At 67.8% G+C, this 22,525-nt stretch carries 23 protein-coding genes; 5 read left to right on the top strand and 18 right to left on the bottom strand.

The window, feature by feature from the left end:
• Window positions 1–33: 33 nt before the first annotated feature.
• The 9 genes from MRBLWO12_RS01575 to guaB all read right to left on the bottom strand — a co-directional run bounded on the left by MRBLWO12_RS01575 (window position 34) and on the right by guaB (window position 8,656).
• Entirely contained in the window at window positions 34–1,827 is a 1,794-nt protein-coding gene (locus tag MRBLWO12_RS01575; protein ID WP_363552029.1) for a PAS domain-containing sensor histidine kinase, read from the bottom strand.
• The gene (locus tag MRBLWO12_RS01570; RefSeq protein WP_363552027.1) at window positions 1,824–2,171 is read right to left on the bottom strand and encodes a response regulator; all 348 of its coding nucleotides are present in this window, start codon (window positions 2,169–2,171) and stop codon (window positions 1,824–1,826) included. Before MRBLWO12_RS01570 ends, MRBLWO12_RS01575 begins: the two co-directional genes overlap by 4 nt.
• Entirely contained in the window at window positions 2,168–2,311 is a 144-nt protein-coding gene (locus tag MRBLWO12_RS01565; RefSeq protein WP_363552025.1) for a hypothetical protein, read from the bottom strand. The genes MRBLWO12_RS01570 and MRBLWO12_RS01565 overlap by 4 nt, the downstream gene beginning before the upstream one ends.
• A complete protein-coding gene (locus tag MRBLWO12_RS01560; protein WP_363552023.1) occupies window positions 2,308–3,795 on the bottom strand; it encodes a glycosyltransferase family 2 protein in 1,488 nt (495 codons plus the stop codon). The genes MRBLWO12_RS01565 and MRBLWO12_RS01560 overlap by 4 nt, the downstream gene beginning before the upstream one ends.
• Window positions 3,795–4,508, bottom strand: a complete 714-nt coding sequence (locus tag MRBLWO12_RS01555; RefSeq protein ID WP_363552021.1) for a PHP domain-containing protein — start codon at window positions 4,506–4,508, stop codon at window positions 3,795–3,797. The genes MRBLWO12_RS01560 and MRBLWO12_RS01555 overlap by 1 nt, the downstream gene beginning before the upstream one ends.
• On the bottom strand, window positions 4,505–5,494 hold the full coding sequence (locus tag MRBLWO12_RS01550) for an ATP-grasp domain-containing protein (protein ID WP_363552019.1): 990 nt from the start codon (window positions 5,492–5,494) through the stop codon (window positions 4,505–4,507). The genes MRBLWO12_RS01555 and MRBLWO12_RS01550 overlap by 4 nt, the downstream gene beginning before the upstream one ends.
• Window positions 5,494–6,537: a response regulator gene (locus MRBLWO12_RS01545; protein ID WP_363552017.1), complete on the bottom strand. Its 1,044-nt coding sequence runs from the start codon at window positions 6,535–6,537 to the stop codon at window positions 5,494–5,496. The genes MRBLWO12_RS01550 and MRBLWO12_RS01545 overlap by 1 nt, the downstream gene beginning before the upstream one ends.
• Before the next feature lie 226 nt (window positions 6,538–6,763).
• On the bottom strand, window positions 6,764–7,078 hold the full coding sequence (locus tag MRBLWO12_RS01540; RefSeq protein WP_363552015.1) for a DUF2277 domain-containing protein: 315 nt from the start codon (window positions 7,076–7,078) through the stop codon (window positions 6,764–6,766).
• Window positions 7,079–7,153: 75 nt separating this feature from the next.
• The gene (gene guaB, locus MRBLWO12_RS01535; protein WP_363552013.1) at window positions 7,154–8,656 is read right to left on the bottom strand and encodes an IMP dehydrogenase; all 1,503 of its coding nucleotides are present in this window, start codon (window positions 8,654–8,656) and stop codon (window positions 7,154–7,156) included.
• Window positions 8,657–8,931: 275 nt separating this feature from the next.
• Between guaB and MRBLWO12_RS01530 the strand changes: the two genes are divergently transcribed.
• The 4 genes from MRBLWO12_RS01530 (at window position 8,932) to MRBLWO12_RS01515 (ending at window position 13,049) form a co-directional block, all read left to right on the top strand.
• The gene (locus MRBLWO12_RS01530; protein WP_363552011.1) at window positions 8,932–10,281 is read left to right on the top strand and encodes a branched-chain amino acid ABC transporter permease; all 1,350 of its coding nucleotides are present in this window, start codon (window positions 8,932–8,934) and stop codon (window positions 10,279–10,281) included.
• A gap of 5 nt (window positions 10,282–10,286) precedes the next feature.
• On the top strand, window positions 10,287–11,264 hold the full coding sequence (locus MRBLWO12_RS01525; protein ID WP_363552009.1) for a branched-chain amino acid ABC transporter permease: 978 nt from the start codon (window positions 10,287–10,289) through the stop codon (window positions 11,262–11,264).
• Between the two features lie 67 nt (window positions 11,265–11,331).
• A complete protein-coding gene (locus tag MRBLWO12_RS01520) occupies window positions 11,332–12,297 on the top strand; it encodes an ABC transporter ATP-binding protein (RefSeq protein WP_363558483.1) in 966 nt (321 codons plus the stop codon).
• The gene (locus tag MRBLWO12_RS01515; RefSeq protein ID WP_363552007.1) at window positions 12,294–13,049 is read left to right on the top strand and encodes an ABC transporter ATP-binding protein; all 756 of its coding nucleotides are present in this window, start codon (window positions 12,294–12,296) and stop codon (window positions 13,047–13,049) included. The genes MRBLWO12_RS01520 and MRBLWO12_RS01515 overlap by 4 nt, the downstream gene beginning before the upstream one ends.
• Window positions 13,050–13,270: 221 nt before the next feature.
• Here MRBLWO12_RS01515 and MRBLWO12_RS01510 read toward each other — a convergent pair whose 3' ends face one another.
• From MRBLWO12_RS01510 to groES, 3 genes are all read right to left on the bottom strand, one after another.
• The gene (locus MRBLWO12_RS01510; protein WP_363552005.1) at window positions 13,271–14,527 is read right to left on the bottom strand and encodes an ABC transporter substrate-binding protein; all 1,257 of its coding nucleotides are present in this window, start codon (window positions 14,525–14,527) and stop codon (window positions 13,271–13,273) included.
• A gap of 145 nt (window positions 14,528–14,672) precedes the next feature.
• Window positions 14,673–15,608: an EamA family transporter RarD gene (gene rarD / locus MRBLWO12_RS01505; protein ID WP_363552003.1), complete on the bottom strand. Its 936-nt coding sequence runs from the start codon at window positions 15,606–15,608 to the stop codon at window positions 14,673–14,675.
• 167 nt (window positions 15,609–15,775) lie between these two features.
• On the bottom strand, window positions 15,776–16,072 hold the full coding sequence (groES, locus tag MRBLWO12_RS01500; RefSeq protein ID WP_017203655.1) for a co-chaperone GroES: 297 nt from the start codon (window positions 16,070–16,072) through the stop codon (window positions 15,776–15,778).
• 165 nt (window positions 16,073–16,237) lie between these two features.
• On the opposite strand from groES, the gene MRBLWO12_RS01495 reads away from it, so the two are divergent.
• Complete coding sequence (locus tag MRBLWO12_RS01495; protein ID WP_363552001.1) at window positions 16,238–17,455, top strand: class I SAM-dependent methyltransferase; 1,218 nt, start codon at window positions 16,238–16,240, stop codon at window positions 17,453–17,455.
• Window positions 17,456–17,463: 8 nt separating this feature from the next.
• On the opposite strand, the gene MRBLWO12_RS01490 is transcribed toward MRBLWO12_RS01495, so the two are convergent.
• From MRBLWO12_RS01490 to tsaB, 6 genes are read right to left on the bottom strand one after another with little or no spacing between them, the layout of a single operon-like run.
• Complete coding sequence (locus MRBLWO12_RS01490; RefSeq protein WP_363551999.1) at window positions 17,464–18,732, bottom strand: hypothetical protein; 1,269 nt, start codon at window positions 18,730–18,732, stop codon at window positions 17,464–17,466.
• Window positions 18,713–19,822 carry a hypothetical protein gene (locus tag MRBLWO12_RS01485; protein WP_363551997.1) on the bottom strand — a complete coding sequence of 370 codons (1,110 nt, stop codon included), beginning with the start codon at window positions 19,820–19,822 and terminating at the stop codon, window positions 18,713–18,715. Before MRBLWO12_RS01485 ends, MRBLWO12_RS01490 begins: the two co-directional genes overlap by 20 nt.
• Before the next feature lie 4 nt (window positions 19,823–19,826).
• Complete coding sequence (locus tag MRBLWO12_RS01480) at window positions 19,827–20,321, bottom strand: hypothetical protein (protein WP_363551995.1); 495 nt, start codon at window positions 20,319–20,321, stop codon at window positions 19,827–19,829.
• Entirely contained in the window at window positions 20,318–21,385 is a 1,068-nt protein-coding gene (gene tsaD, locus MRBLWO12_RS01475) for a tRNA (adenosine(37)-N6)-threonylcarbamoyltransferase complex transferase subunit TsaD (protein ID WP_363551993.1), read from the bottom strand. The genes MRBLWO12_RS01480 and tsaD overlap by 4 nt, the downstream gene beginning before the upstream one ends.
• A complete protein-coding gene (gene rimI / locus MRBLWO12_RS01470; protein ID WP_363551991.1) occupies window positions 21,382–21,873 on the bottom strand; it encodes a ribosomal protein S18-alanine N-acetyltransferase in 492 nt (163 codons plus the stop codon). Before rimI ends, tsaD begins: the two co-directional genes overlap by 4 nt.
• Window positions 21,870–22,493 carry a tRNA (adenosine(37)-N6)-threonylcarbamoyltransferase complex dimerization subunit type 1 TsaB gene (gene tsaB / locus MRBLWO12_RS01465; protein ID WP_363551989.1) on the bottom strand — a complete coding sequence of 208 codons (624 nt, stop codon included), beginning with the start codon at window positions 22,491–22,493 and terminating at the stop codon, window positions 21,870–21,872. Before tsaB ends, rimI begins: the two co-directional genes overlap by 4 nt.
• Window positions 22,494–22,525: the final 32 nt, after the last annotated feature.

Genomic DNA, 22,525 nt, shown 5'->3' with positions numbered 1-22,525 from the left:
TTCCGGGCGAGGCGACAGGCGCTGGCAGGCCGCTCACTTCGGGATGCTGAGCGTGGTCAGCACCTCGGTGCGCGGGGCCGCCGGGAGCGTGAACCGGAACTCCGTCCCGACTCCCTCCTCGCTCTCCACATCCATCGCTCCCCCGTGTGCGATCACGATCGCTCGGGTGATCGTGAGTCCCAGTCCTACCCCTGGCACGGCGTTCTGCGTGGCCGTCGACGCGCGGAAGAAGCGGGTGAACAGCATCCCCTGCTCGTCCTTGGGAATGCCGACGCCGGTGTCGCGCACCGAGATCTGCACACCTCCGTCGACCAGAACGAGACGTGCCGTCACGCTGCCGCCGGTCGAGGTGAACTTGATCGCGTTGGAGAGCAGGTTGTCGAGCGCCTGACCGATCCTCCCTGGATCGACGAGCGCTCGCACCGGCCCGATCGGTACATCGGCCGTGAGGGCGATACCCTCGCGCAGGGCGTGCGGCCCCGCGGAGACGACGGCGGAGCGCACGAGCTCGGCGACGTCGGTATCGGCGCGGTCGAGTGGGAACCGACCAGACTCGACCTGCGCGCTGAAGAGCAGGTCGCCGACGAGATTGAGCAGGCGCTGCGCGTTGCGCTCGATGATGCCGACGAACTCCTCCTGCTCATCGGTGAGGGGCTGCCCTGGATCGTTCTGCAGCAGGTCGAGGAACCCGATGATCGCGCTCAACGGTGTGCGCAGCTCATGGGAGATCATCCCGACGAACTCGTCCTTCATACGTGCGACCTCGACGGCCCTGCTCTCGTCCGTCACGACGAACAGGTACCCCTGCTGCGCCCCGTCGGCATCATTGTGCGGGGTGATGGTCACGCGGGCGGGAACCGTCGTCCCCCCGGCCGTGGTGACAGAGAGATCGCCGTCGAACATCTGCTCGGCATCGACGCGAGCGAACAGCGCCTTCACCCCCTGGGCGAGCTCGGGGGACTCCCGCGGGTCCGCGCCCCCCGGGCAGTCCTGAGCCAGCACCGTGAGCACGGAATCCGGGAAGAAGCGGTCGACGCGCACGGCTTGCACGGCCTCGGCGTAGGTGATGCCGAGCAGCCGCTCCGCGCCCGGGTTCCACGCCGTGATCCTCCCCGCGCGATCGGTTCCGATCACCGCCTGCGCGGTGATCGATGACCACAGGCCCTCATAGGAGTCGACGAGGGCCTGATTCTGCAGCTCTTTCTCGCGCAGCTGCACCAGCATCGCGACGTTGTCGCTCAGCGCCGCCGTCCGATCCGCCACGAGTCGCTCTGCCTGCTCGGCGCGGATGCGCTGCTGACGCGAGAGCTCGTTGATCACCGCGGCCATCGCGGCGAAGACGAGAGGGGCGATCACGCCGCGCAGCCATTCGACGGTCGTGTCGGGTGGGCTGGTGAAGTACGGCATCAGGAGTGCGACGGCGGTGAATCCGGCCACGACGAAGACATAGCGGATTCCCGGCGCGGCCGCCAGCCACACCACCGGGAGCAGCACCAGCGACGAGAACAGCGATCCCGCCCCGCCCGTGCCCGCGCGGAACATCCCGACCCCGAGGATGTCGACCATCGGGATGATCAGCACGACCCAGCCGTCGTACACGCGCAGCGCGCTCAGGACAGCGGCGTGCAGCGTCGCGATGAGGACGAGCGATATTCCCCCGAGCGCCGCCAATCCCTGGGTGAAGGCGAGGTCGGGATTGAGCCAGGCCACGATCGCGGCGACGGCGATCGCGATCGCCGTCGGCGCCTGCTTCAGCAGCGGACTCGGGTTGTCGAAGAGCCGGTACCAGCGGTTCTCGGCGCGGTCCAGAGGTGTCGCAGCGTTCACCGCTGCACCCGCTGCAGGATCTCGTGCAGGTCGGCTCCGATGATCGGTTTGGGCAACGCCGCATCCGCGGGCGGGTAGTCCGTGGCGTCGAGGACGGAGCTGATCACGAGGAAGCAGTCGGGGAAGCGCTCCCGCACCAGCGCTGCGCACTCCTGCCCGGACATCCCCGGCAGGACGAGATCGAGCACGGCAACGACCGGAACGATGTCGGAGAACGCGGCGATCGCCGCCTCGGCATCGGCCGCGGCGAAGATGTCGAAGCCCTCGCGGTCGAGGTAGCGGCGCAACAGCGCTGTCTGATCTGGACTGTCCTCGACGACGAGGGCGAGAGGCCGCCCGGTCACCGGAGGAACAGCTCTCGGATGATCACGACGACGACGACGATCGCCAGGGCGAGCAGGCCCTGTGGAACGAGGCGCAACTCGCGGCGGCGGTCCGCGGCGATCTCCTCCACTTCTGCGTCGTGTGAGGGTGTCTCGGTCATGAGTCGACCCTTCCGATCTTCTCGGTCTTGATCCATGAGGCGTCGGCATGACGCCACTCCTTGATGTACGAGTCCACCGTGATGGCGCACAGCAGTGAGCCGTAGCCGCAGACGTAGAGCAGCAGTCCGGCGAAGAAGCGTCCGCCCGGCAGTCGCTCGACGGCGCGCGCGAGCCAGATCCCCAGCATCGAGATCGGGCCCCACAGGTAGAAGATCACAGCCCAGGTGAACCGGGTCTGATCGGTCAGCGCCATGCCGAGTTCCGACAGCACCCGCTCGAACAACCAGGGGAACAGCGCGATCGCCATGAGGATCAGCGCGCCGAGGCCGGGGAACATCAGCGCTTCCCGCCATGACTGCCGGCCGATCCGCGGATCGAGCTGCACGGAGTACAGCATCGAGAAGAGGTAGATGCAGGCAGCCGAGATCCACATGAAGCGGAAGACGAAGTCGGCGATCGAGCTGTGCAGGATGAGCAGCGTGAGCATGGCCGCCGCTGCCAGGATCATGAACGCGGGCAAGAGCAGGATCGTGAACCATGCGAGTCCGAACGGGATGCTCCCGAGGTTGTGCACGCGGCTGGGACGGAACCACAGCTTGCGGTAGATCGAGGTGAGCTGCACGTTGCCACGCGCCCAGCGCAGACGCTGCTTCCACAGGCTGTCGACCGTGCGCGGCTCCTCCGCGTAGACGACGGCGTGCGGCTCGAAGACCATCCGGCGCCCCTTGAGCTGGCCCTCGAACGTCGTCATGGTGTCTTCCGCGAGCGTTCCGGTGGGGATCCGCCCGCCGATCGCCTCGAGGTTGGCCCGTGCGTGGAGTTGCGCCCCTCCGGCGAGACAGGCGATCGCACCCCCGACGTTCTGGGTGCGTCGGGCCGAGAGCTGTCCGATGACGTACTCGATCGCGATGAAGCGGGTGAGGTAGTTGCGGTCCCGGCTGCCCTCGGCGATGTAGGCGGTGACGGCGCCGACCTTCTCGTCGGCGAGGTGCCTGGTGAGCTTGCGCAGGGAGTCCCTGGCGAAGATGACATCTGCGTCCATGATGAGGACGGCTTCGGTCCACTCATCCGCGAGCACGATGTCGAGCCCGTGGTTCAGCGTGTGCGCCTTGCCCTCGCCGCCGACTTCGCGCCGCAGATGCACGACTCGGCCAGGATAGGCGGCCGCCTTCGCGGTGACGATGTCCGGTGTGTCGTCGGTCGAGGCGTCATCGACGACGAAGACGCGCAGACGATCTGCGGGGTACTCCAGCTGGAGCAGCCGCTCGATCGCAGGCCCGATGACCAGGCCCTCGTTCCACGCCGGGATCAGCACCGCCACGCGCGGGTGGTACGGCGCGGCCTTGGCGTAGTGGTTGCGGAACGCGTGCAGCGGCAGCGACAGGAACTGCAGACCGGTGTTGATCACGGGCAGGGTGCCCACGAACACGCAGATCAGCAGGAAGACGACGAAGGCGGTCTCGAGCCAGGTGAGGTCTGCCATCAGGATCCGGATTCCCCCGCCAACAGTGCGGTGACGCGGCGGTAGCGTCCGACATCCGAGGCCACGTGGCTGTCGGTGGAGGCGACGATCTCGACCCCTGCGGAGCGCAGCGCCGCAAGCGTCGGGGCCTCGGGGCATCCCCACTTCTCGTTCACCTCGACCAGGGTTCCGCTCTCGGCTGCAGCGCGTGCCCACGCCTCCACCCGCTCGGCGCCGAGCTCGCTCTCGGCGAGCCCGATCTTGGGGAGGAGCGAGAAGCAGTGCGCGAGCTGGTTGCCCGGATACCGCCTCATCACGGCGATGAGCGCCGAGACGAACTGATCGAGCACGTCGGCCTTCCCCCATCCGTCCGCGATGCGCTCGCGCACCGCGGTGGGACCGAGGGGACCATCGATCCCGGGGAACTGGTGATCGGCGATCAGGATGCGGTCGATCCCCGCAGGCAGGGCCGGGATGTCGAGGTCGCCCGCCGCATTCAGGATCTTGGCCTCCACGCCCGTGAGCACCGTGAGCCCCTCCGGGATCTCGAGGGCGCGCACGGCCTCGAGATACTCGGGCACCCAGGTCGTGCTCTGGCGCACGTGGTCCACGAGCCTGAGCGTGGTCAACCCGATCGCCGCAGCCGCAGCGACGTTCTCGACCAGGGTGGAGACGGCGTCGTCGGAGAACGTGGAGTGCACGTGGTGGTCACCGCGCAGCGCCTCGTGGCTCACGACTCCTCCTGATGCCCGGCATGCGCCGAGACAAGCACGTCCTCCACCTCGACGATGATGTCCTCCAAGAAGCGCACCGAGGCGACCTCGCGGAACGGCACCAGAGCGGGAAGCTCGCGCCCGAGGAACAGGTCGACCACCAGGGACGGGATGTCGACACCGGCGGCGATGGTCAGCGGCAGCGCACCCGGGAACCGCGGGTTGATCTCGAGCAGCACCGCACGGCCCGAGCGATCCCGTCGCAGCTGGACGTTGGCGACGCCGACGAGACCGATGGCGCGTGCGAGCGCCGCAGCAGTGCCTTCGAGCTCGGGGTCGCGCACGGTACGTCCGGCGATCGCGACACCCGAGTCCACTCGGGCCCGCGTGCGAGGCACCGCGGCGACGATGTTGCCCTCGGCATCGGCGATCACGTCGACCGAGTACTCCTCACCGGGGAGGAAGTCCTGCACGATGAGGCCCTCGTCCAACGGCAGTGCGTCGAGCGCGGCGCGATCAGGGACCAGGCGCACCCCGCGACTGCCCGCACCCTGACGAGGCTTGGCGAAGACAGGGAACTCCCAGTCCACGTTCTGCGCATCGGGCCCTGCGAGGACAGTGCGCGGAGCGAACCCTGTCGGCGCGCAGCGCTCGGCGAGAGACAGCTTGTCGAGCGCGGTGTGCAGCGTCTCGGCGGACGGCGCCGCCAACACGGCCGGAGCCAGCTCCTCGCGACGTCCGGCGACGGCTACGAGTTCGACGTCGACGGTGGAGATCACGAGGTCGAGCGCGTCCTCCGCCACGAGGCGCACGAGCGCGGGCACAAAGTCCTCGTCTCGTCCGGGCGGCACCAGCCGCCGCTGTTCTGCCGGTACCAGGTACAGGCCACTCGCCCAGCCGTCCATGTCGGCCGCGAACACCGTGAGGTCGGAACGACGCAGCAGAGACCTGATGACCGCGACTCCTGCCGGTCCCCCGGCTCCCGTCACCAGAACGCGCGTGGTCATCAGCTCTCCCGTCGTGAAAGTTCGTGCGCGCCGACGAACTCGGCCGTCTCGCGGATGACCTCGAGGGGTTCCACGGCGATGCCCCCGCCGAAGCGGGACCAGTAGCGTGCGGTGGCACTGACGAAGTCGGGGTCGAGGTAGTCACGGCTCGCCGTCTGCGACTGGAAGCACTCCAGCAGTCGCAGCTTCTGCGGAAGGTACTTGTCGATCCGCACGAACCGCGTCGGCCGGAAGTCGATGGTCGAAGACGGGCTCTGGTAGCACGCGACCGTGCCGACGCGACGGGTCGCGACGATCGTGGCCTCGCTCACCGCGCGGTGATCCTGATGGCGGTCGTTCTGCGAGTGCGTGTAGACGATGGTCGGCTGGATCTCGCGCACGACATCCTCGATCAGGCGGACGGTCGCACCGCCCCCGGAGATCTCGGTGTCGATCAGGTCCTTGAGGAAGAGCCGCGCTCCGAGGATCTCCGCGGCGGCGAGGGACTCGTTCTGCCTGCTGTCCGCGTCCCCTCCGCGCGCCCCGCGCGAGAGGGTGAGGATCGTGACGTCGTCACCGGCCTGCGCATGCGCCGCGAGGAGACCGCCGACACCGATCTCGACGTCGTCGGGGTGCGCGCCAATCGCGAGGACGACATCCCTCGGCCGGCTCGCTTCCTTGCGGAGTCGCCCCTCTTCTATCAGGCGTCCGACCGTCTCCACGAGGCGCACGTTGTCGAGCGGCTTGGTGAGGAACTCGTCGGCCTGCGCCCGCAGAGCGGAGACCGCGTAGTCGACGGAGACGTGCGCCGTCATCACCACCACAGGCACAGCGGGGATCAGTCGACGCAGCTCGGCGAGCAGTTCGAGCCCGCTCAGTCCCGGCATCTCGATATCGGTGATCACGAGATCCGGGCGCACGGCAGTGACCCGTTCGATCGCTGCTCGGCCGTCGGCTGCGAGGTCGACGACGCAGCCGGCGCGCCTCTCCAGCACGGTCTTCACGAGCAGGGCGACATCCGGGTCGTCGTCGACGACGAGAACGCGGGGTGCATCCTCAGGCATATGTTCAGCTCTCCTTGGGGAAATTCCCTGTCGGCGGTGAAGCCGACGTCGAGCTCACGGTGCCCTTCAACATCGGGAGCTCAGAGGGAAAGTCGAGCGGGGTTGTGAGTCGATTCTGGCATAGGCATGATCCCGCGCGGCGCAGTGCTCCATCGCGACTCTTCCGCGTGTGCGCGCAACGGTGAGAACGCGTGCCGTGCCGGAGCGGCGCACGGGGCATTCCGTCTCAGGACGCCGTACGCGCAGCGCGCTTCTCCTGCTGGTAGACCCGGATGGCCTCGTACCGCTCCGCCGAGCGCGCCCGGCGCTTGGCCGCCTCGTCTTCGCGCTTCTTCGGCGGAGCCGTGGTGACGAGGCTGTCCACCAGCTGACGCGTGGCGCGCGCGATCTGCTCGACCGCCTCGTCGAATGCGGCCTGATTCGCTTTCGAGGGCTTCGTGGTCCCCGAGATCTTGCGCACGAACTGCAGCGCGGCGTCGTGGCACTCGTCGTCGGTCGCGGCGGGCTCGAAGTTGTTCAGCGGAACGATGTTGCGGCACATGCCTGCCAGGGTAGGCCGATCACGGCTCGAGCCCAAGAGTGCTTCGGGTGCGAGCCGTGATCCGTCGGCCTGCTGCTACTTCTTGTAGTTCGGCGCCTCGACGACGATCTGCACGTCGTGCGGGTGGGACTCCTTGAGCCCCGCCGAGGTGATGCGCACGAACTTGCCGCGCTGCTTGAGCTCCTCGATCGTGCGAGCTCCCACGTAGAACATCGACTGACGCAGGCCGCCGACGAGCTGGTAGGCGACGGCGCCGAGCGGACCGCGGTACGGCACCTGGCCCTCGATGCCCTCGGGGATGAGCTTGTCGTCACTGGGCACGTCGGCCTGGAAATAGCGGTCCTTCGAGTACGAGGTCTGCTTGCCGCGCGTCTGCATCGCTCCGAGCGACCCCATGCCGCGGTACTGCTTGAACTGCTTGCCCGACTGGAAGACGATCTCGCCCGGCGACTCGTCGGTACCGGCGAGGAGGGAACCGAGCATGACCGCATCGGCGCCGGCCACGAGGGCCTTGGCGATGTCACCGGAGTACTGCAGGCCGCCGTCGGCGATCACCGGAACGCCTGCGGGTCGCGCCGCGAGTGAGGCCTCGTAGACCGCCGTGACCTGGGGAACGCCGACACCCGCGACGACGCGCGTGGTGCAGATCGATCCGGGTCCGACACCGACCTTCACGGCGTCCACCCCCGCGTCGATGAGCGCCTGCGCGCCCTCACGTGTGGCGACGTTGCCGCCGATGACGTCGATGTGGGCGAACGACTCGTCTGCCTTCAAGCGGCGGACGAGGTCGATGACTCCCTGGGACTGGCCGTTGGCCGTGTCGACCACGAGCACGTCCACTCCTGCATCACGCAGCGCCTCCGCGCGCTCCCAGGCATCTCCGAAGAAGCCGATGGCCGCGCCGACGCGCAGACGTCCCTGGTCGTCCTTGGTGGCGAGCGGGTACTTCTCGCTCTTGTCGAAGTCCTTGATCGTGATGAGGCCGGCGAGCTTGCCCTCGTCGTCGATCAGGGGAAGCTTCTCGACACGGTGCTTCGCGAACAGTGCGATGACCTCGCCGGCGGCGACGCCGACCGGAGCCGTGACGAGTCCCTCGGAGGTCATGACGTCCTTGACGAACGTCGTCTGACGCTCGAAGCCGGAGACGAAACGCATGTCACGGTTCGTGATGATGCCGACCAGCGTGCCATCGGCGTTGACGACGGGCAGGCCGGAGATGCGGTACTTGGCGCACAGGGCGTCGACCTCTTCGACCGTCGCATCCTCGGTCGTCGTGATCGGGTCGGTGATCATGCCGGACTCGCTGCGCTTGACACGGTCGACGTGTGCGGCCTGGTCGGCGATGGAGAGGTTCCGGTGCAGGATGCCGATGCCGCCCTCGCGCGCCATCGCGATCGCCATGCGCGACTCGGTGACCGTGTCCATGGCGCTCGAGAGCAGCGGGGTGGCGACAGAGATGCGGCGCGTGATCCGCGAGGAGGTGTCCGCCTCGCTGGGGATCACGTCGGTGTGCCCGGGCAGCAGCAGCACGTCGTCGTACGTCAGTCCGACGAAACCGAAGGGATCGTGCTGTTCCATGGGGGGCTCCTCCTGCGCTGGTCGCGCGAATCCGAGTGCGTGCGGGTCGGTCGACGTCGTCCGTCACGGGTGCGAACCCGTATGAAGATTCTAAGCGAGACGCGCCCGAGAACATTCCCGATGCCGAGGGGCCAGACACCCGTTGCGGGGATATCTGTACTCGGTCCAGGCGGAGGTGTAGGTGAATCGGGGATCGCCCACTACGCTCAAATGCACCGTCCAGGTCTGCGGTTCACACCCGATGCCGCAGACACAGCACTCACAGTGGAGGTTGCGTGGGACCCACAACACTCGCCGTGCAGAGAAGGCGCCCCTGGGTCGTCGCTTTCCTCGGCATCCTGATCGCTCTATCCGCTTTCCTGTTGCAACCTCCCGCCTCGGCGTCTGCCGAGACGACGGATGACGGCCAGGAGGTCACCGACTTCTACTTCGCCGGTGTCATCACCTTCGATGACGATCCCGTCGAAGGCGTCGTCATGACGATCGAGGGCAACGGCTTCAAGGGCGAGACCGAGACGGACGCCGAGGGCAAGTGGCGTCTGTACGTCCCCGAGAAAGACAAGTACACCCTGACGGTCGACGAGTCGACTCTTCCCGACGGGGTGATCGTCGATGCGAGCCTGCTGCCCCCGGGTACGCAGCCCATCGCCGGAACGACGGCCTCGTTCGAGGTCGAGTTCGGTCTCACCGGCACGAAGATCATGAACCTGTTCCTCGGCGAGGGCGAGCGGATCACGGTCTCTTTCATCGACCAGCTGCTGTCCCGTCTGGTGGGCGGCCTGAACTTCGGGCTTCTTCTCGCGCTCGCCTCGATGGGCGCCGCGCTGATCTACGGCACGACGCGGCTGTCGAACTTCGCGCACGCCGAGATGGTGACCTGGGGCGGCCTGGTGGCTCTGGTCACGACGACCTTCTGGCATCTTCCGCTCTGGCTCGGCATCGCCGCGGCCGTGATCGGCGGCGGACTCTTCGGCTGGGCACTGGACGCGGGGCTCTGGCGCCCCCTGCGACGGCGAGGACTCGGCGTCGTCCAGCTGATGATCGTCAGCATCGGTCTCTCGCTCGCACTGCGCTACGCATTCCAGTACCTGATCGGCGGCGGCACCCGGCAGCTTCCCGGAGCCAGCCCCGCACCGATCCAGTTCGGGCCGATCTCCCTCTCCTACATCGACCTGATCGCGATGGGAGTGAGCATCATCGTGATCCTCGGGGTGGCCTTCTTCCTCACCCGCACCCGCATCGGCAAGGCCACACGCGCCATCTCCGACAACCCGCAGCTCGCCGCGGCATCCGGCATCGACGTCGACAAGGTCGTCCGGTACGTCTGGATCCTCTCCGGCACGCTGGCCGCGATCTCCGGCATCCTGTGGGCGTACTTCCGCCCCGGTGTGAAGTGGGACATGGGCATGCAGATGCTGCTGCTGATCTTCGCCGCGATCACCCTCGGCGGTCTCGGCACGGCGTTCGGCGCACTCGTCGGTTCGCTCATCGTCGGGATCGCGGTCGAGGTCTCGACGCTGTGGATCCCGTCCGACCTGAAGTACGCGAGCGCGCTGGTCGTCCTCATCGTGATCCTTCTCGTCAGACCACAAGGGCTTTTGGGACGCAGGGAAAGGTTGGGCTGATCACCATGGACTTCGGAAGCATCTTCTCCAACACCGCCGTCTACCTCTTCAGCCCGGTCACGCTGGCCTACGCGCTGGCGGCCACCGGACTCGCTGTGCACTTCGGCTATGCCGGACTGCTCAACTTCGGTATGGCGGCCTTCATGGCCATCGGCGGCTACGGCTATGCCATCTCCGTGCTGAGCTTCGGCCTGCCCTGGTGGGTCGGCATGTTGATCGGCCTGCTCGGCGGAGCACTCTTCGCCGTGCTGCTGGGTATCCCCACGCTGCGATTGCGCGCCGACTATCTCGCCATCGCGACCATCGCCGCAGGCGAGATCGTGCGCCTGCTGTTCACGACCCAGGTCTTCGACGAGTTCACCAACTCCGCCGACGGTCTCGCCCAGTACAACGGCGGCTTCCGCGACGCGAACCCGTTCCCCCCTGGCACCTACGGCTTCGGCCCGTGGACGTACAGCGCCAACGACCTGTGGAACCGCGTGTTCGGCCTGATCGTGCTGCTCGTCGCCATCCTCCTGGTGTGGTCGTTGATGCGCAGCCCCTGGGGCCGCGTGCTCAAGGGCATCCGCGAGGATGAGGACGCCGTGCGTTCGCTCGGCAAGAACGTCTTCGCCTACAAGATGCAGGCTCTCGTCGTCGGTGGTGTGATCGGAGCGGCCGGTGGGATCATCTTCGTGCTCCCCTCTGCCGTCGTCCCCGGCAGCTACTCGACCTCGCTGACCTTCTTCCTGTGGACTGTTCTGCTCCTCGGCGGCGCCGCCACGGTATTCGGTCCGACGCTGGGCGCGATCCTCTTCTGGGTCGTGTTCGCGTTCATGGCGAACCTGCTCCCGTCGATGGCCAAGGCGGGCATCCTGCCGATGTCCGACAGCCAGGCGTCGACGCTGGTGTTCATCTTCGTCGGCGTCGCGCTCATGCTGCTCGTGATCTTCCGCCCTCAGGGCATCCTCGGAGACAAGAGGGAGATGACCTTTGTCAAATGAACTGAATCCCGAACCGGTCCCCGCCTCCGCAGAGGGAGCGGCGCCCGCCGCCCCCACGACAGGGAGCATCCGACGCCCGAAGACCACCGGTCTGACGAAGGGCGACGTGAAGCCAGGCGTCGCCAAGGTCGATCCGATCCTGGTCGTCGACGCCGTACAGCGACGCTTCGGCGGTCTCACCGCCGTCGACGTCGATCACCTCGAGATCCCGCGCGGCGCGATCACCGCACTGATCGGCCCGAACGGCGCCGGCAAGACGACCCTGTTCAACCTGCTCTGCGGGTTCGACAAGCCCAACAGCGGCACCTGGTCGTTCGACGGCAACAGCCTCTCCGGTGTTCCCTCCTTCAAGGTCGCCCGCATGGGCCAGGTGCGCACGTTCCAGTTGACCAAGTCGCTGTCACTGCTCACCGTGCTCGAGAACATGAAGCTCGGCGCTCCTCACCAGCGGGGCGAGAAGTTCTGGTCGAGCCTCTTCCCCTTCCTGTGGCGCACCCAGGACACCGAAATCGAGGGGAAGGCACGCGAACTGCTCGCGCGCTTCAAGCTCGATGCGAAGGAGAAGGACTTCGCCGCCTCGCTGTCCGGTGGCCAGCGCAAGCTGCTCGAGATGGCGCGAGCGCTCATGAGCGATCCGACCCTCGTGATGCTCGATGAGCCGATGGCCGGCGTCAACCCGGCTCTCACCCAGTCGCTCCTCGACCACATCCTCGACCTCAAGGGCCTGGGCATGACGGTCCTGTTCGTCGAGCACGACATGCACATGGTCCGTCATATCGCGGACTGGGTCGTGGTGATGGCAGAAGGCCGCGTCGTCGCGGAAGGTCCGCCCGACGAGGTCATGGAGGACCCCGCGGTCATCGACGCCTATCTCGGCGCCCACCAGGACGTCGACCTCGGCGCCGTGACCGGTCGCATCCCCGTGATCGAGAACGACGCCGCCCGACGACTCCGCGAGAAGATCGAAGCAGAGGCCGAGGCAGAACTCGAAGCGACGAGCACCCCCGGCCCCGACGAGAAGGGCAACGCATGAGTGCGGAAACGGCCCCCGCAGCCGATGACATCGTCGTCGAGCTGAAGGACGTCCACGCCGGGTACCTCCCCGGGGTCAACATCCTCAACGGCGCGAATCTGGTCGCCCGCCAGGGCGAACTGATCGGCATCATCGGCCCCAACGGCGCAGGCAAGTCGACGCTGCTGAAATCGATCTTCGGACTCGTGAACGTGCGCAGCGGCGACATCACCGTGAAGGGCGAGAGCATCGTCGGGCTCAAGGCCGACAAGCTCGTCAAGCGCGGTGTCGCCTTCGTCCCTCAGACGAACAACGTCTTCCCGTCGCTCTCCATCGAGGAGAACCTGCAGATGGGGCTCTACCAGAACCCCAAGATCTACACGGAGCGTCTCGAGTTCGTGACGGGGATCTTCGCCGAACTCGGCAAGCGTCTCAAGCAGCGCGCAGGCTCGTTGTCGGGTGGCGAGCGGCAGATGGTCGCGATGTCACGAGCGCTCATGATGGACCCGTCCGTCCTGCTCCTGGACGAGCCGTCCGCAGGCCTCTCCCCTGTGCGGCAGGACGACGCGTTCATCCGCGTCTCGGACATCAACAAGGCCGGCGTCACGACCATCATGGTCGAGCAGAACGCACGGCGCTGCCTGCAGATCTGCGACCGCGGCTACGTGCTCGACCAGGGCAAGGACGCCTACGAGGGCACGGGACGCGATCTGCTGAACGATCCCAAGGTCATCGGCCTGTACCTCGGCACACTGGGCACGGACGCGGCCTGAGGACGTCTTCGCCAGAGGGGCGGATGCTGCGGCATCCGCCCCTCTGGCGTTCGCTGGCGCTTCGACAGACTCAGCGACCCATCAGGGTGGAGCCGCAGGGCTGTCGGTCCCGACCACCCTCAGCCCCTGAGCTTGTCGAAGGGCCCACGGGCATGACGAAGGCCCCGGATGCAGCATCCGGGGCCTTCGTGGGGATCAGATCATGCGATCGGATCTTGTGATCAGTTGGTACGGGCGATCATGTTGTCCGCGCCGTACTTGTAGATACCGATCGTGGCACCCTGCGGGTCGCCGTTCTCGTCGAACGTGACCTCGCCGGAGTAGCCGTCGTAGTCGGCCGTACCACCGTCGTTGATGATCTTGGCGCAGTCGGTGAAGCTCGTGCACTTCTCACCTTCGCCGGAACCACCCGAGATCTCCTGCATCTTGGCCGCGATGTCCGCGCCCTCCGTGGAGCCGGCAGCAAGCGAAGCCAGGGCGACCAGCACAACGGCGTCGTACGCCTCAGCCGCGTACGTGAAGTCCTTGACCTCGGGGTTGCCCTCACCCGTCCAGTACGTCTGGAGACGATCGGTGAAGTCGTCCTCGAGCACGGGACCTGCCTTGGTTCCCTGTGCGCCCTCGAGCGAGACCGGGATCTCGTCACCGTAGTCGGACAGGTTGCCGTCGACCATGTAGAACTTGTCGGCCGAGATGCCGGCGTTCACCAGCAGCGGCGCGATGGTCTTGAACTGGTCGAACGAGACGATCGCGACGGCGTCAGGGTTCTGCGCCTTGATGGTCTCGACCTGTGCGTCGAACTGCGCGTCACCGACGTTGAACGATGCATCTGCGACGACCTCGCCGCCGGTACCTTCGAACGTGGTCTTGATGGCGTCGAACAGACCGGTGCCGTAGGCGTCGTTCTGGTAGATGATGCCGAGCGTCTTGGCGCCGTCCTCGGCGATCAGGTTGCCGAGCACCTCGCCCTGCAGCAGGTCGCTGGGCGCGGTGCGGAAGTAGAGTCCGTCATCGTCCCACGTGGTGAAGTCCGGCGACGTGTTCGACGCCGAGATCTGGAGGATCCCCGCGCTCACGTTGCCGTCGAGGATCAGCTTGGAGACACCGGATGCGGCAGCGCCGACGATCGCGGAGACGCCAGCGCCCTGGAGCTTGGTGATCGACGTCTCGTACGCCTTCGTGTCGGTGTCGCCCTCGTCTTCGGCGGTCAGCTCGATCGTGACGCCGGCCTTCGCATCGTTGACCTCCTGCACGGCCAGGCCGACGCCGGACTCCATGGGCGGTCCGAGGAACGCCAGCGAACCCGTCTGGGGCAGCAGCGAGCCGAGCTTGAGTGTGAGGTCGGCGGCCGGCTTCTCGCCACCCGTCCCCTCGTCGGAGGGTGTGCTGCTACAACCAGCGACGACGACGGCGGACGCGCTGAGCAGCGCGATCCCTGCGAAGACCTTCGCGGTACGCGAACCCTTCAATGCGTTCATTGGTGCTCCCTTGCGTAACTGAACGTGGATCGAGACCACGGTCGGGTGCTCTAACCCTAGGGCGTGAGACGCGCGCTGAGGGGTCGCAAGTATCTCGGTGCGTTAACGATCCGACACCGGGTTCCTGCCGCTCTGGACCTCGGAATCAGATGAACTCGGCCTGCGCGATCAGACGGCCGCGGCGGGTGGCGAGAACCAGGTCGACGAGGAAGACCGTGATGGCGATCCAGACGATGATGAACCCTGCCCAGCGCTCCGGCGGCATCGGTTCGTTCAGCACCGCGACCCCGATGATGAACTGCATCACCGGGGTGATGAACTGGATCATCCCGATCACGGTCAGGTTCACACGTCGCGTGCCCGCCGCGAAGAGCAGCAGCGGCACCGCAGTGGCGACGCCGGCCAGGGCGAGCAGGGTCGCGTGCCATCCACCCTGGGTTCCCATCGTCAGGCCGGCGGGGGTCTGCGCGACGATGATCAGCTGCACGATCGCGATCGGGATCAGCCAGAAGGACTCGAGCGTCAGTCCGCTGACGGCATCGACCGCGGGGCCGATCTTCTTCTTGATGAGGCCGTAGATGCCGAAGGATGCCGTCAGTGAGAGCGCGATCCACGGGAACGAGCGGTGGGCGACCACGATCACGATGACGGCGATCGCCGCGATGGCGATGGCAGCCCACTGGAGGCGGCGGATGCGCTCCTTCAGCACGAAGACTCCGAGCAGCACCGTGGTGATCGGGTTGATGAAGTAGCCGAGGCTGGTCTCGACGACGTTGTTGTTCAGCGTGCCGATGAGGAAGACCTGCCAGTTGACGTAGATCAGGAGCCCGGCCAGTGCGGTCCATCCGAGCAGCTTCGGCTGACGGATGATCGCGTGGAAGGCCGCCCATCCGCGCATCGCCGTGAGCAGCAGCAGGCAGAACACGAAGGAGAGCAGCACGCGCCAGGCGACGACCTCCCACGGCCCGGTGGGCGCGAGAAGGAGGAAGTAGAGGGGAAGGACACCCCAGAGGAGGTAGGCGGCACCGGCGAATCCGACCCCGGCCGTCTGCGTCGCGCGGTTGGTCGTATCGGGGGTCACCGCACAACCCTATGCCCGCGCTGAGCCTCTCTGGGGCGGGTGTCAGCGAGGGCGCCGAGTTTGGCAGGAAACGGATGCCGCCTGGCCGTGCGCGCTACCGGGCATCCCCGGGAACGCAGAAGGGGCCCGAGTGCCGTAGCACCCGAGCCCCTTCGAGGAACGCTGGTTCAGCGAACGACGACCGCGAGGACGTCGCGGGCCGACAGGACGAGGAACTCGTCTGCGCCGAACTTCACCTCGGTGCCGCCGTACTTGCTGTAGAGCACGCGGTCGCCCACGGCGACGTCGAGCGGAACACGGTTGCCGTTGTCGTCGATGCGACCGGGGCCGACCGCCACGACCTCACCCTCCTGGGGCTTCTCCTTGGCGGTGTCGGGGATGACCAGGCCACTGGCGGTGGTCTGCTCGGCCTCGACCTGCTTGATGACGATGCGGTCCTCGAGCGGCTTGATGGAAACCGACACGGTCTACCTCTTCTTTCTTGACGCTGACACGAAAGACTTGTTCGCACTCTCAACCCGAGAGTGCTAATCCAGTCTATGCGTTCCGCTGGCACTCATGCAATGCGAGTGCCAATCCGGGTCGTGCGGAGCACCTCCGCCGCGGCGCCGGCAGCCTAGGCTGGGCACGTGGAGATGTCCGAACTGCAGGCCCTGTTGACCCCCGACGGTCTGGAGCTGCTCGACGGCCTCGGACCGATCGACTCCACCGCCGAGGTCACCCGTGCCGTGTCGCGGCTGCGCGCCGCAGGCCACTCTCCCGATCTGGTCTCCGCGGTCGTCGGCCAAGCGCATCTGCGTGCGAAGGCATCCGCGAAGTTCGGCGCGTTCGCCGCGCGGATGCTGTTCACCCGCGCCGGGCTCGAACAGGCCACCCGTCTGCCGGTCGCGGTGCGTCACGCCCAGCGCATCCGCCGGGCCGGTATCACGAACGTCGCTGATCTCGGCTGCGGCATCGGCGGCGATGCGCTCGCCTTCGCCGGGGCGGGCCTCGACGTGCTCGCGGTCGACGCGGACGAGGTCACGGCCGCCATCGCCGCGTACAACCTCGCGCCCTTCGGTCCCGTCGAGGGCGAAGGCTCGGGAGCCGTCGTGCGGCACGGCACCGCCGAAGAGGCCGACCTGTCGACCAGCGGCGCAGTGTGGATGGACCCCGCACGCCGCACCTCCGGACACAGCGAGACCAGGCGCGTCTCCGCCGACGACTACTCCCCCTCGCTGGACTGGGCATTCGACCTCGCCTCCCGCGTCCCGACCGGCATCAAACTCGGTCCGGCGCACGACCGCGATGCCCTCCCCGGCGACGCAGAAGCACAGTGGGTGAGTGCCGACGGGAGCGTCGTGGAGCTCGTGGTCTGGACAGGAGCGCTGGCCCGCACCGGCGTCAGACGCGCGGCGCTGGTGATGCGAGGCGACCGGTCGCACGAGCTGACGGCGAGCGCAGACGCGGAGGACGAGCCGGCTCGCGAGCTGGGCGCTTTCCTGCACGAGCCCGACGGCGCCGTGATCCGCGCTCGCCTGATCGGCGACGTGGCACGGAGTCTGGATGCCGGGATGCTCGACCCGCGGATCGCCTATCTCACCTCGGACGCCGCGGTCACCAGTCCGTTCGTGCAGACGTTCCGGGTGCGCGAGACCATGGCCGCGAACCCCAAGGCGATCAGCGCGGTGCTGAAGGCTGAGGGCATCGGCACTCTGGAGATCAAGAAGCGCGGAGTCGACATCGACCCGGCGGCGTTCCGCAAGAAGCTCACGCTACGCGGGGACCGCAGTGCCACCCTGATCCTCGCCAGGATCGGCGACCAACGCCGCGCCATCCTCGCCGACCGGGTGCCGCCCGCCGCGTAGAGCCGCACTCAGCCCGTCGAGTCGGTGGTGGGCGGGACGACCTCGATCGGGTCGCCGTACTCGCCTCCGAGCTCGATCTTCGAGCCGTCGATCCACATGTCGCCGTCCGTTGTCACCGACACCGATTCGGGATCGCGGATGATCGTCAGATAGGGCGTCTGGCTCGGCGTGTACCCGACCTCCAGGCTCCAGATGGTGAGCGCATCGATCTCCTCGCCCGGCACGACCTCGTCATCCGACACGTACACGGCGATGCCATCGGAGAGTGCATCATCATTCGGGCGGCACGTCGACTGCCCCGCCGCGCCGTCGACGATGAGGCAGGTCTCCGCGCCGTCGCCGTTCCACCGATCCAGGAGCCAGACCGGCTGGTCGCGGAAGTACCCCACGATCGTGAGGTTCATGACTTCGGCACCATCCATCAGTTCCTCGGCCCTCGCGCGATCCTCGCCGGCGAACTGCTCGACGACGCCGTTGGACTGATCCCAGCGTTGGATGCTGACGAGCGGCACGCCCGCGGTCGAATACATCAGGTAGGCCAGGACGCTGGCCGCGGGGGAATCCCCCTCTCCGGGAATCATCGTCATGGCCGAGAGCCCGAAGGTGTTCGCGCCCAGGTCGTCACTGCGCTGACAGTTCTGGCCGGTCTCTGCGCCGACATCGAGCACGAGACACACGTTCTCGCCGTCGTTCCTGGTGCCGTACCAGACCAGTGCGTCGTCGTCCTGGCCGATGGCACGCACCGAGCCCTCGTCGTACCCGCCTTTCTCGTAGAGCTCCAGCTTGCGCTGCTGCTGGGCCTCGTTCAAAGGGATGTCGTCGCTCCGGTTTCCGAACAGCGCCCACCCGGCGCCGACACCGATCGCGAGGAGCACGACAGCGGCCGCGGTGAGGAGGCGCCACTGCGTCCTCAGGATCGCGCGGACGTGGCCCGCGCCGCCTCGCGCGTCCTCGACGCGCTCGCGCGACACCGAGACACCCTCCACGGACGGCACTGCAGATCCCGCGGCGGTGTCCACGTCGGGGAGTCCGAGCTCCTCCGTGACCGTTGCACCGTCCGCAAGCGAACGCTTCGCCGCAAGCGGGGCATCAGTGCTCGTCTCCGCCGGTGCCGCCGGTGCCGCCACTGCCGCTGGTGCCGCCACTGCCGCTGGTGCTGCTACGTGCTCCAGCTCCCGCAGCCGTCGCGCCTCCGCATCCGTCAGCCCGCCGTCGCGGCCATAGGCCTTCCGCTGCAGTTCGCGCAGCTCGACCCGCTCACTCTTCGACGGCGCCACGATCGAGCCCACCCTCCCGAGTGATCACCAGGTTGGTGCCGTGGTTCGAGGTGAATCCCCATTCGACTCGCGTCTTCTGCGCCGACACCGGATCGACGTGCTCGACCCAGAGCCCCTCCCCCGCAACGGGGTCCTCACAGCGGATGTCGGCCGTGCCCTCGGTCGCGCCGTAGATCAGGCACTGCGCCGCTTCGCCCGTGCGCACAGCCGTCCAGATCGGGATCTCGTCGTCGTATCCGACGACCCAGACAGCTCTGGGATCGAACCCTTGCTCGACGAGCGTCTCGGCGAAGCGCTTCTCCTCCTCGTTCGCATACGAGCTCATCAGCGCGTCAGGGCCGTGCTCGTAGCTGTCCGAGACCACCGCCGGTTCGCCGGCTGCGGTGAGGATCACCTGTGCTGTGACCTCCGTCTGGTTCTCACCCCGCTCGACCATCAGGTTGCCGTACAGCCCACTGTCCCGCACGGCGTCGGTGGTGTCGCATTCCGAGGTCGTGTGCGCCCCGTCCCCCAGCACGAGGCACGTCAGGTCACCGTCGTTCTTCGTCGCGATCCACAGCACGATGCCCGCCTCGACGGCGACCGCGCGCAGCGAACCCTGGTCGTAGATCGCCTCGCCGATGATCTCGCGCTGCCATTCCTGCTGCGCGGGCGTGAGCGCCACCGCTTCGGCTCCTCCTCGCCCGAACAGGAACCACCCGAGGCCGATGCCCATGGCGAGCACGGCGGCTACCCCGATCAGCATCGGACGCCAGCGCTCGCGCAGGAGAGCCCTGGTGCCCGGCGAGCGTAGAGAGTGGTCATCGTCGTGCGGCGGGTCGGTGGGCGACGCGGCAGCCGGTGACACGACATCCATCGGTTCGGAGTCGCGTCGCGCAGCGCCGATGTGATGCCCGCCGTCGTCCGGCACTTCGGAGATCACCGGCTCCGGAGCCGCGAAGTCCGCGACGACCTCCTGCGCGGCCCGCTCGGCCCGGCGCCGCGCCAGCTGATCCAATCGCGCGGCATCCGCCGCGGTCAGTCCACCGCCGCGCCCATAGGCACGCGCCTGCAGGGCCCGCAGTTCGATGACCTCGTCGTCATCCGGCATCCACCTATCCCAGCCTCTCGAATTGCATGCCGGCCCAGACCAGCCAGCCCAGGCTGTAGACCGTGGCGCAGAGACTCAGCACGAGCGCCCATCGCGCGATCGCGCGGCTCTCGACCGGACGACGCAGAGACATGATCGACGCGATCACCGCGACGATCGCGAGCGGCACGCCCCAGCCGACGAAGAACGACGCCACAAGGGCGACGATCGCGGCGAGCAGCGCCCAGGGCGCCAACCGGGCGTCATCGACGCCGGTCGCCCCCGTCGACGGCTCCCACCCGGTCTCCGAGTCGGCGTCGATCACCGGACCGGTGGCCACGACAGGCTCGATCCCGACGGGACCCGTCGGGAGCTTCGTGTAGCCGTCACGCCGCGCGCCGGGCAGCCGTGCATCGCCCACGGGGCGCTCCACCTCATCGCTCGGTCGATCGATGCTCGTGGGAGTGGGCGAGGCATCCGCCGTGGGATCCCTCCGCGCGTCGGCGTGCGGATCGCTCATGCCCGCACCGCTTCTCCGACCTGGATCTCGGTCACCGGCAGCGTCGAATCCGCACCGAAGGCGAGCGTGGACGGCTGCCGACCCGCCGAGATCAACTCCGCGGCGAGCGCCGCGATCATCGCACCGTTGTCGGTGCAGAGCGAGAGCGGCGGAATGCGTACGGTCACTCCGGCGGCTTCGGCTCGCTCCAGGGCGACATCGCGCAGGCGACGGTTGGCGATGACGCCACCACCGAGAAGCAACCGGGGCACTCCCAGATCGGCGCAGGCGGCGAGAGCCTTCGTCACGAGCACGTCGACGACCGCTTCACGGAAGCTGGCGGCGACGTCGGCGACAGGGACCTCGATTCCGTCGGCTTCGCATCGCTCGACCCACCGCGCGACGGCCGTCTTGAGTCCGGAGAACGAGAAGTCGTAGCGATGCGCGGCCAGGTCGGACGCGCGCGAGAGCCCACGGGGGAACCGGATGGCGTTCGGGTCTCCGTCGAGCGCGGCGCGATCGATCTCGGGCCCCCCGGGGTACGGGAGGGAGAGCAGGCGTGCGACCTTGTCGAACGCCTCGCCTGCCGCGTCATCCATCGTCTCGCCGAGCAGCTCGACGTCGGTGGTCAGGTCCCGCACGTGCAGCAACGACGTGTGTCCGCCCGACACGAGCAGCGCGATCGTCGGGTACTCGAGAGGATCGGAATCGGCCGTCAGGATGTCGGCCGCGATGTGCCCCACCAGATGGTTGACGGCGTAGAGCGGCTTGCCGAGCGAGACGGCGAGGCCCTTCGCCGCCCCCACCCCGACCATGAGCGCGCCGGCAAGACCCGGGCCGCTGGTCACGGCCACGGCGTCGAGATCGTCGAGCCCGACACCCGCCTCGGCGAGCGCGGCCTCGATCGACGGCTGCAGCGCCTCCAGGTGCGCGCGAGCAGCGACCTCCGGAACGACGCCGCCGTAACGGGCGTGCTCGTCCATGCTCGAGGCGATCGTGTTGGACAGCAGCGTACGGCCGCGGACGATGCCGATACCGGTCTCGTCGCAGCTCGTCTCGATTCCGAGCACCAGCGGCTCGCTCATGCGTTCGCCTCCTTGGCCGGCTCGGACGGCCGCATCGCGCGGCGCCGCAGATCGACGCGCATCACGACAGCGTCGACATCGTCCGGCTGATAGTAGTGCGGGCGGCGTCCGATCTCCTCGAATCCCTCCGAGACATAGAGACCCTCCGCTGACGGGTTGTCGGCACGGACCTCGAGGAACACCTCACGCGCGCCCCGCTCCGCAGCCGCATCCAGCAGTGCGCGCAGGAGGGCACGCCCCCGGCCGGTGCCGCGGTGGTCCGCATCCAGCGCGATGGTCTGGATGTCGGCATCCGCGCTCCCCTGCAGGGCTCGCACCCCGCCGTAGCCGATGATGACTCCGTCGTGCTCGTCGACGAGATAGCGTCCGTGCGGGCTGACAAGCTCGGCCGCCATGCTCTCGGCGCTCCATGCATCGCTCGGGAACGAGCGGTTCTCGATGAGCATGATCGCGTCGAGGTCGGCCGGCGTCGCCGAGCGGAGGGTCATGAACCCACCCGCTTGGGCACCCCGGGGACGCGCACGTCCGGCTGACGCAGATACAACGGTTCGGAATCCCCGAGCCCGCGCCCCGCAGCCACGGCCCTGGCGCCGACCTTCGCGAGGTCGACCGCCGAGAGCGACGCGACGTCGAGCCGGCGGATGCCACCGAGCTGCGCATCGGATTCGGCCTGCGGCACGAGCTGCGTCTCGGCGACGACCTTCGGGATGCCGTCGGCATCCGTCCCGTCGAAGACCGTGATCGCGACCTCGCGGCGGCGTGCATCTGTCACGACCGCGAACGGGCCCTCGACGCCGTCTGTCTCGATCGCGGTGAGCGCGGCCGCGTAATGGCTGGGGACAGGGACGACCGGGATGCCACGTCCCAGAGCGAACGCGCGGGCGGCGGCGATGCCGATGCGAAGTCCGGTGAAAGGGCCTGGCCCCATGCCGGCGACGACCTGGCCGATCGCCGCGTCGCCCGTGTCGTCGAGCACCTGCACGAGCAGGTCGCCGATGACCTCGGCATGGCCGAGCGGGTCGACCGCCGCGGCTTCGGACCATGAAGAGCCGTCGGGATCGACGACAGCGACAGCTGTTCCCAGAGAAGTGTCGACGGCGAGGATCACCTCTCCAGGGTAGTCGGCGTTCACAACTCAGG

This window comes from Microbacterium sp. LWO12-1.2 (genome assembly GCF_040675875.1).
Classification (GTDB): domain Bacteria; phylum Actinomycetota; class Actinomycetes; order Actinomycetales; family Microbacteriaceae; genus Microbacterium.
Note: the sequence above shows the minus strand (reverse complement) of the source record. Positions and strands in the feature narration are given on the sequence as shown.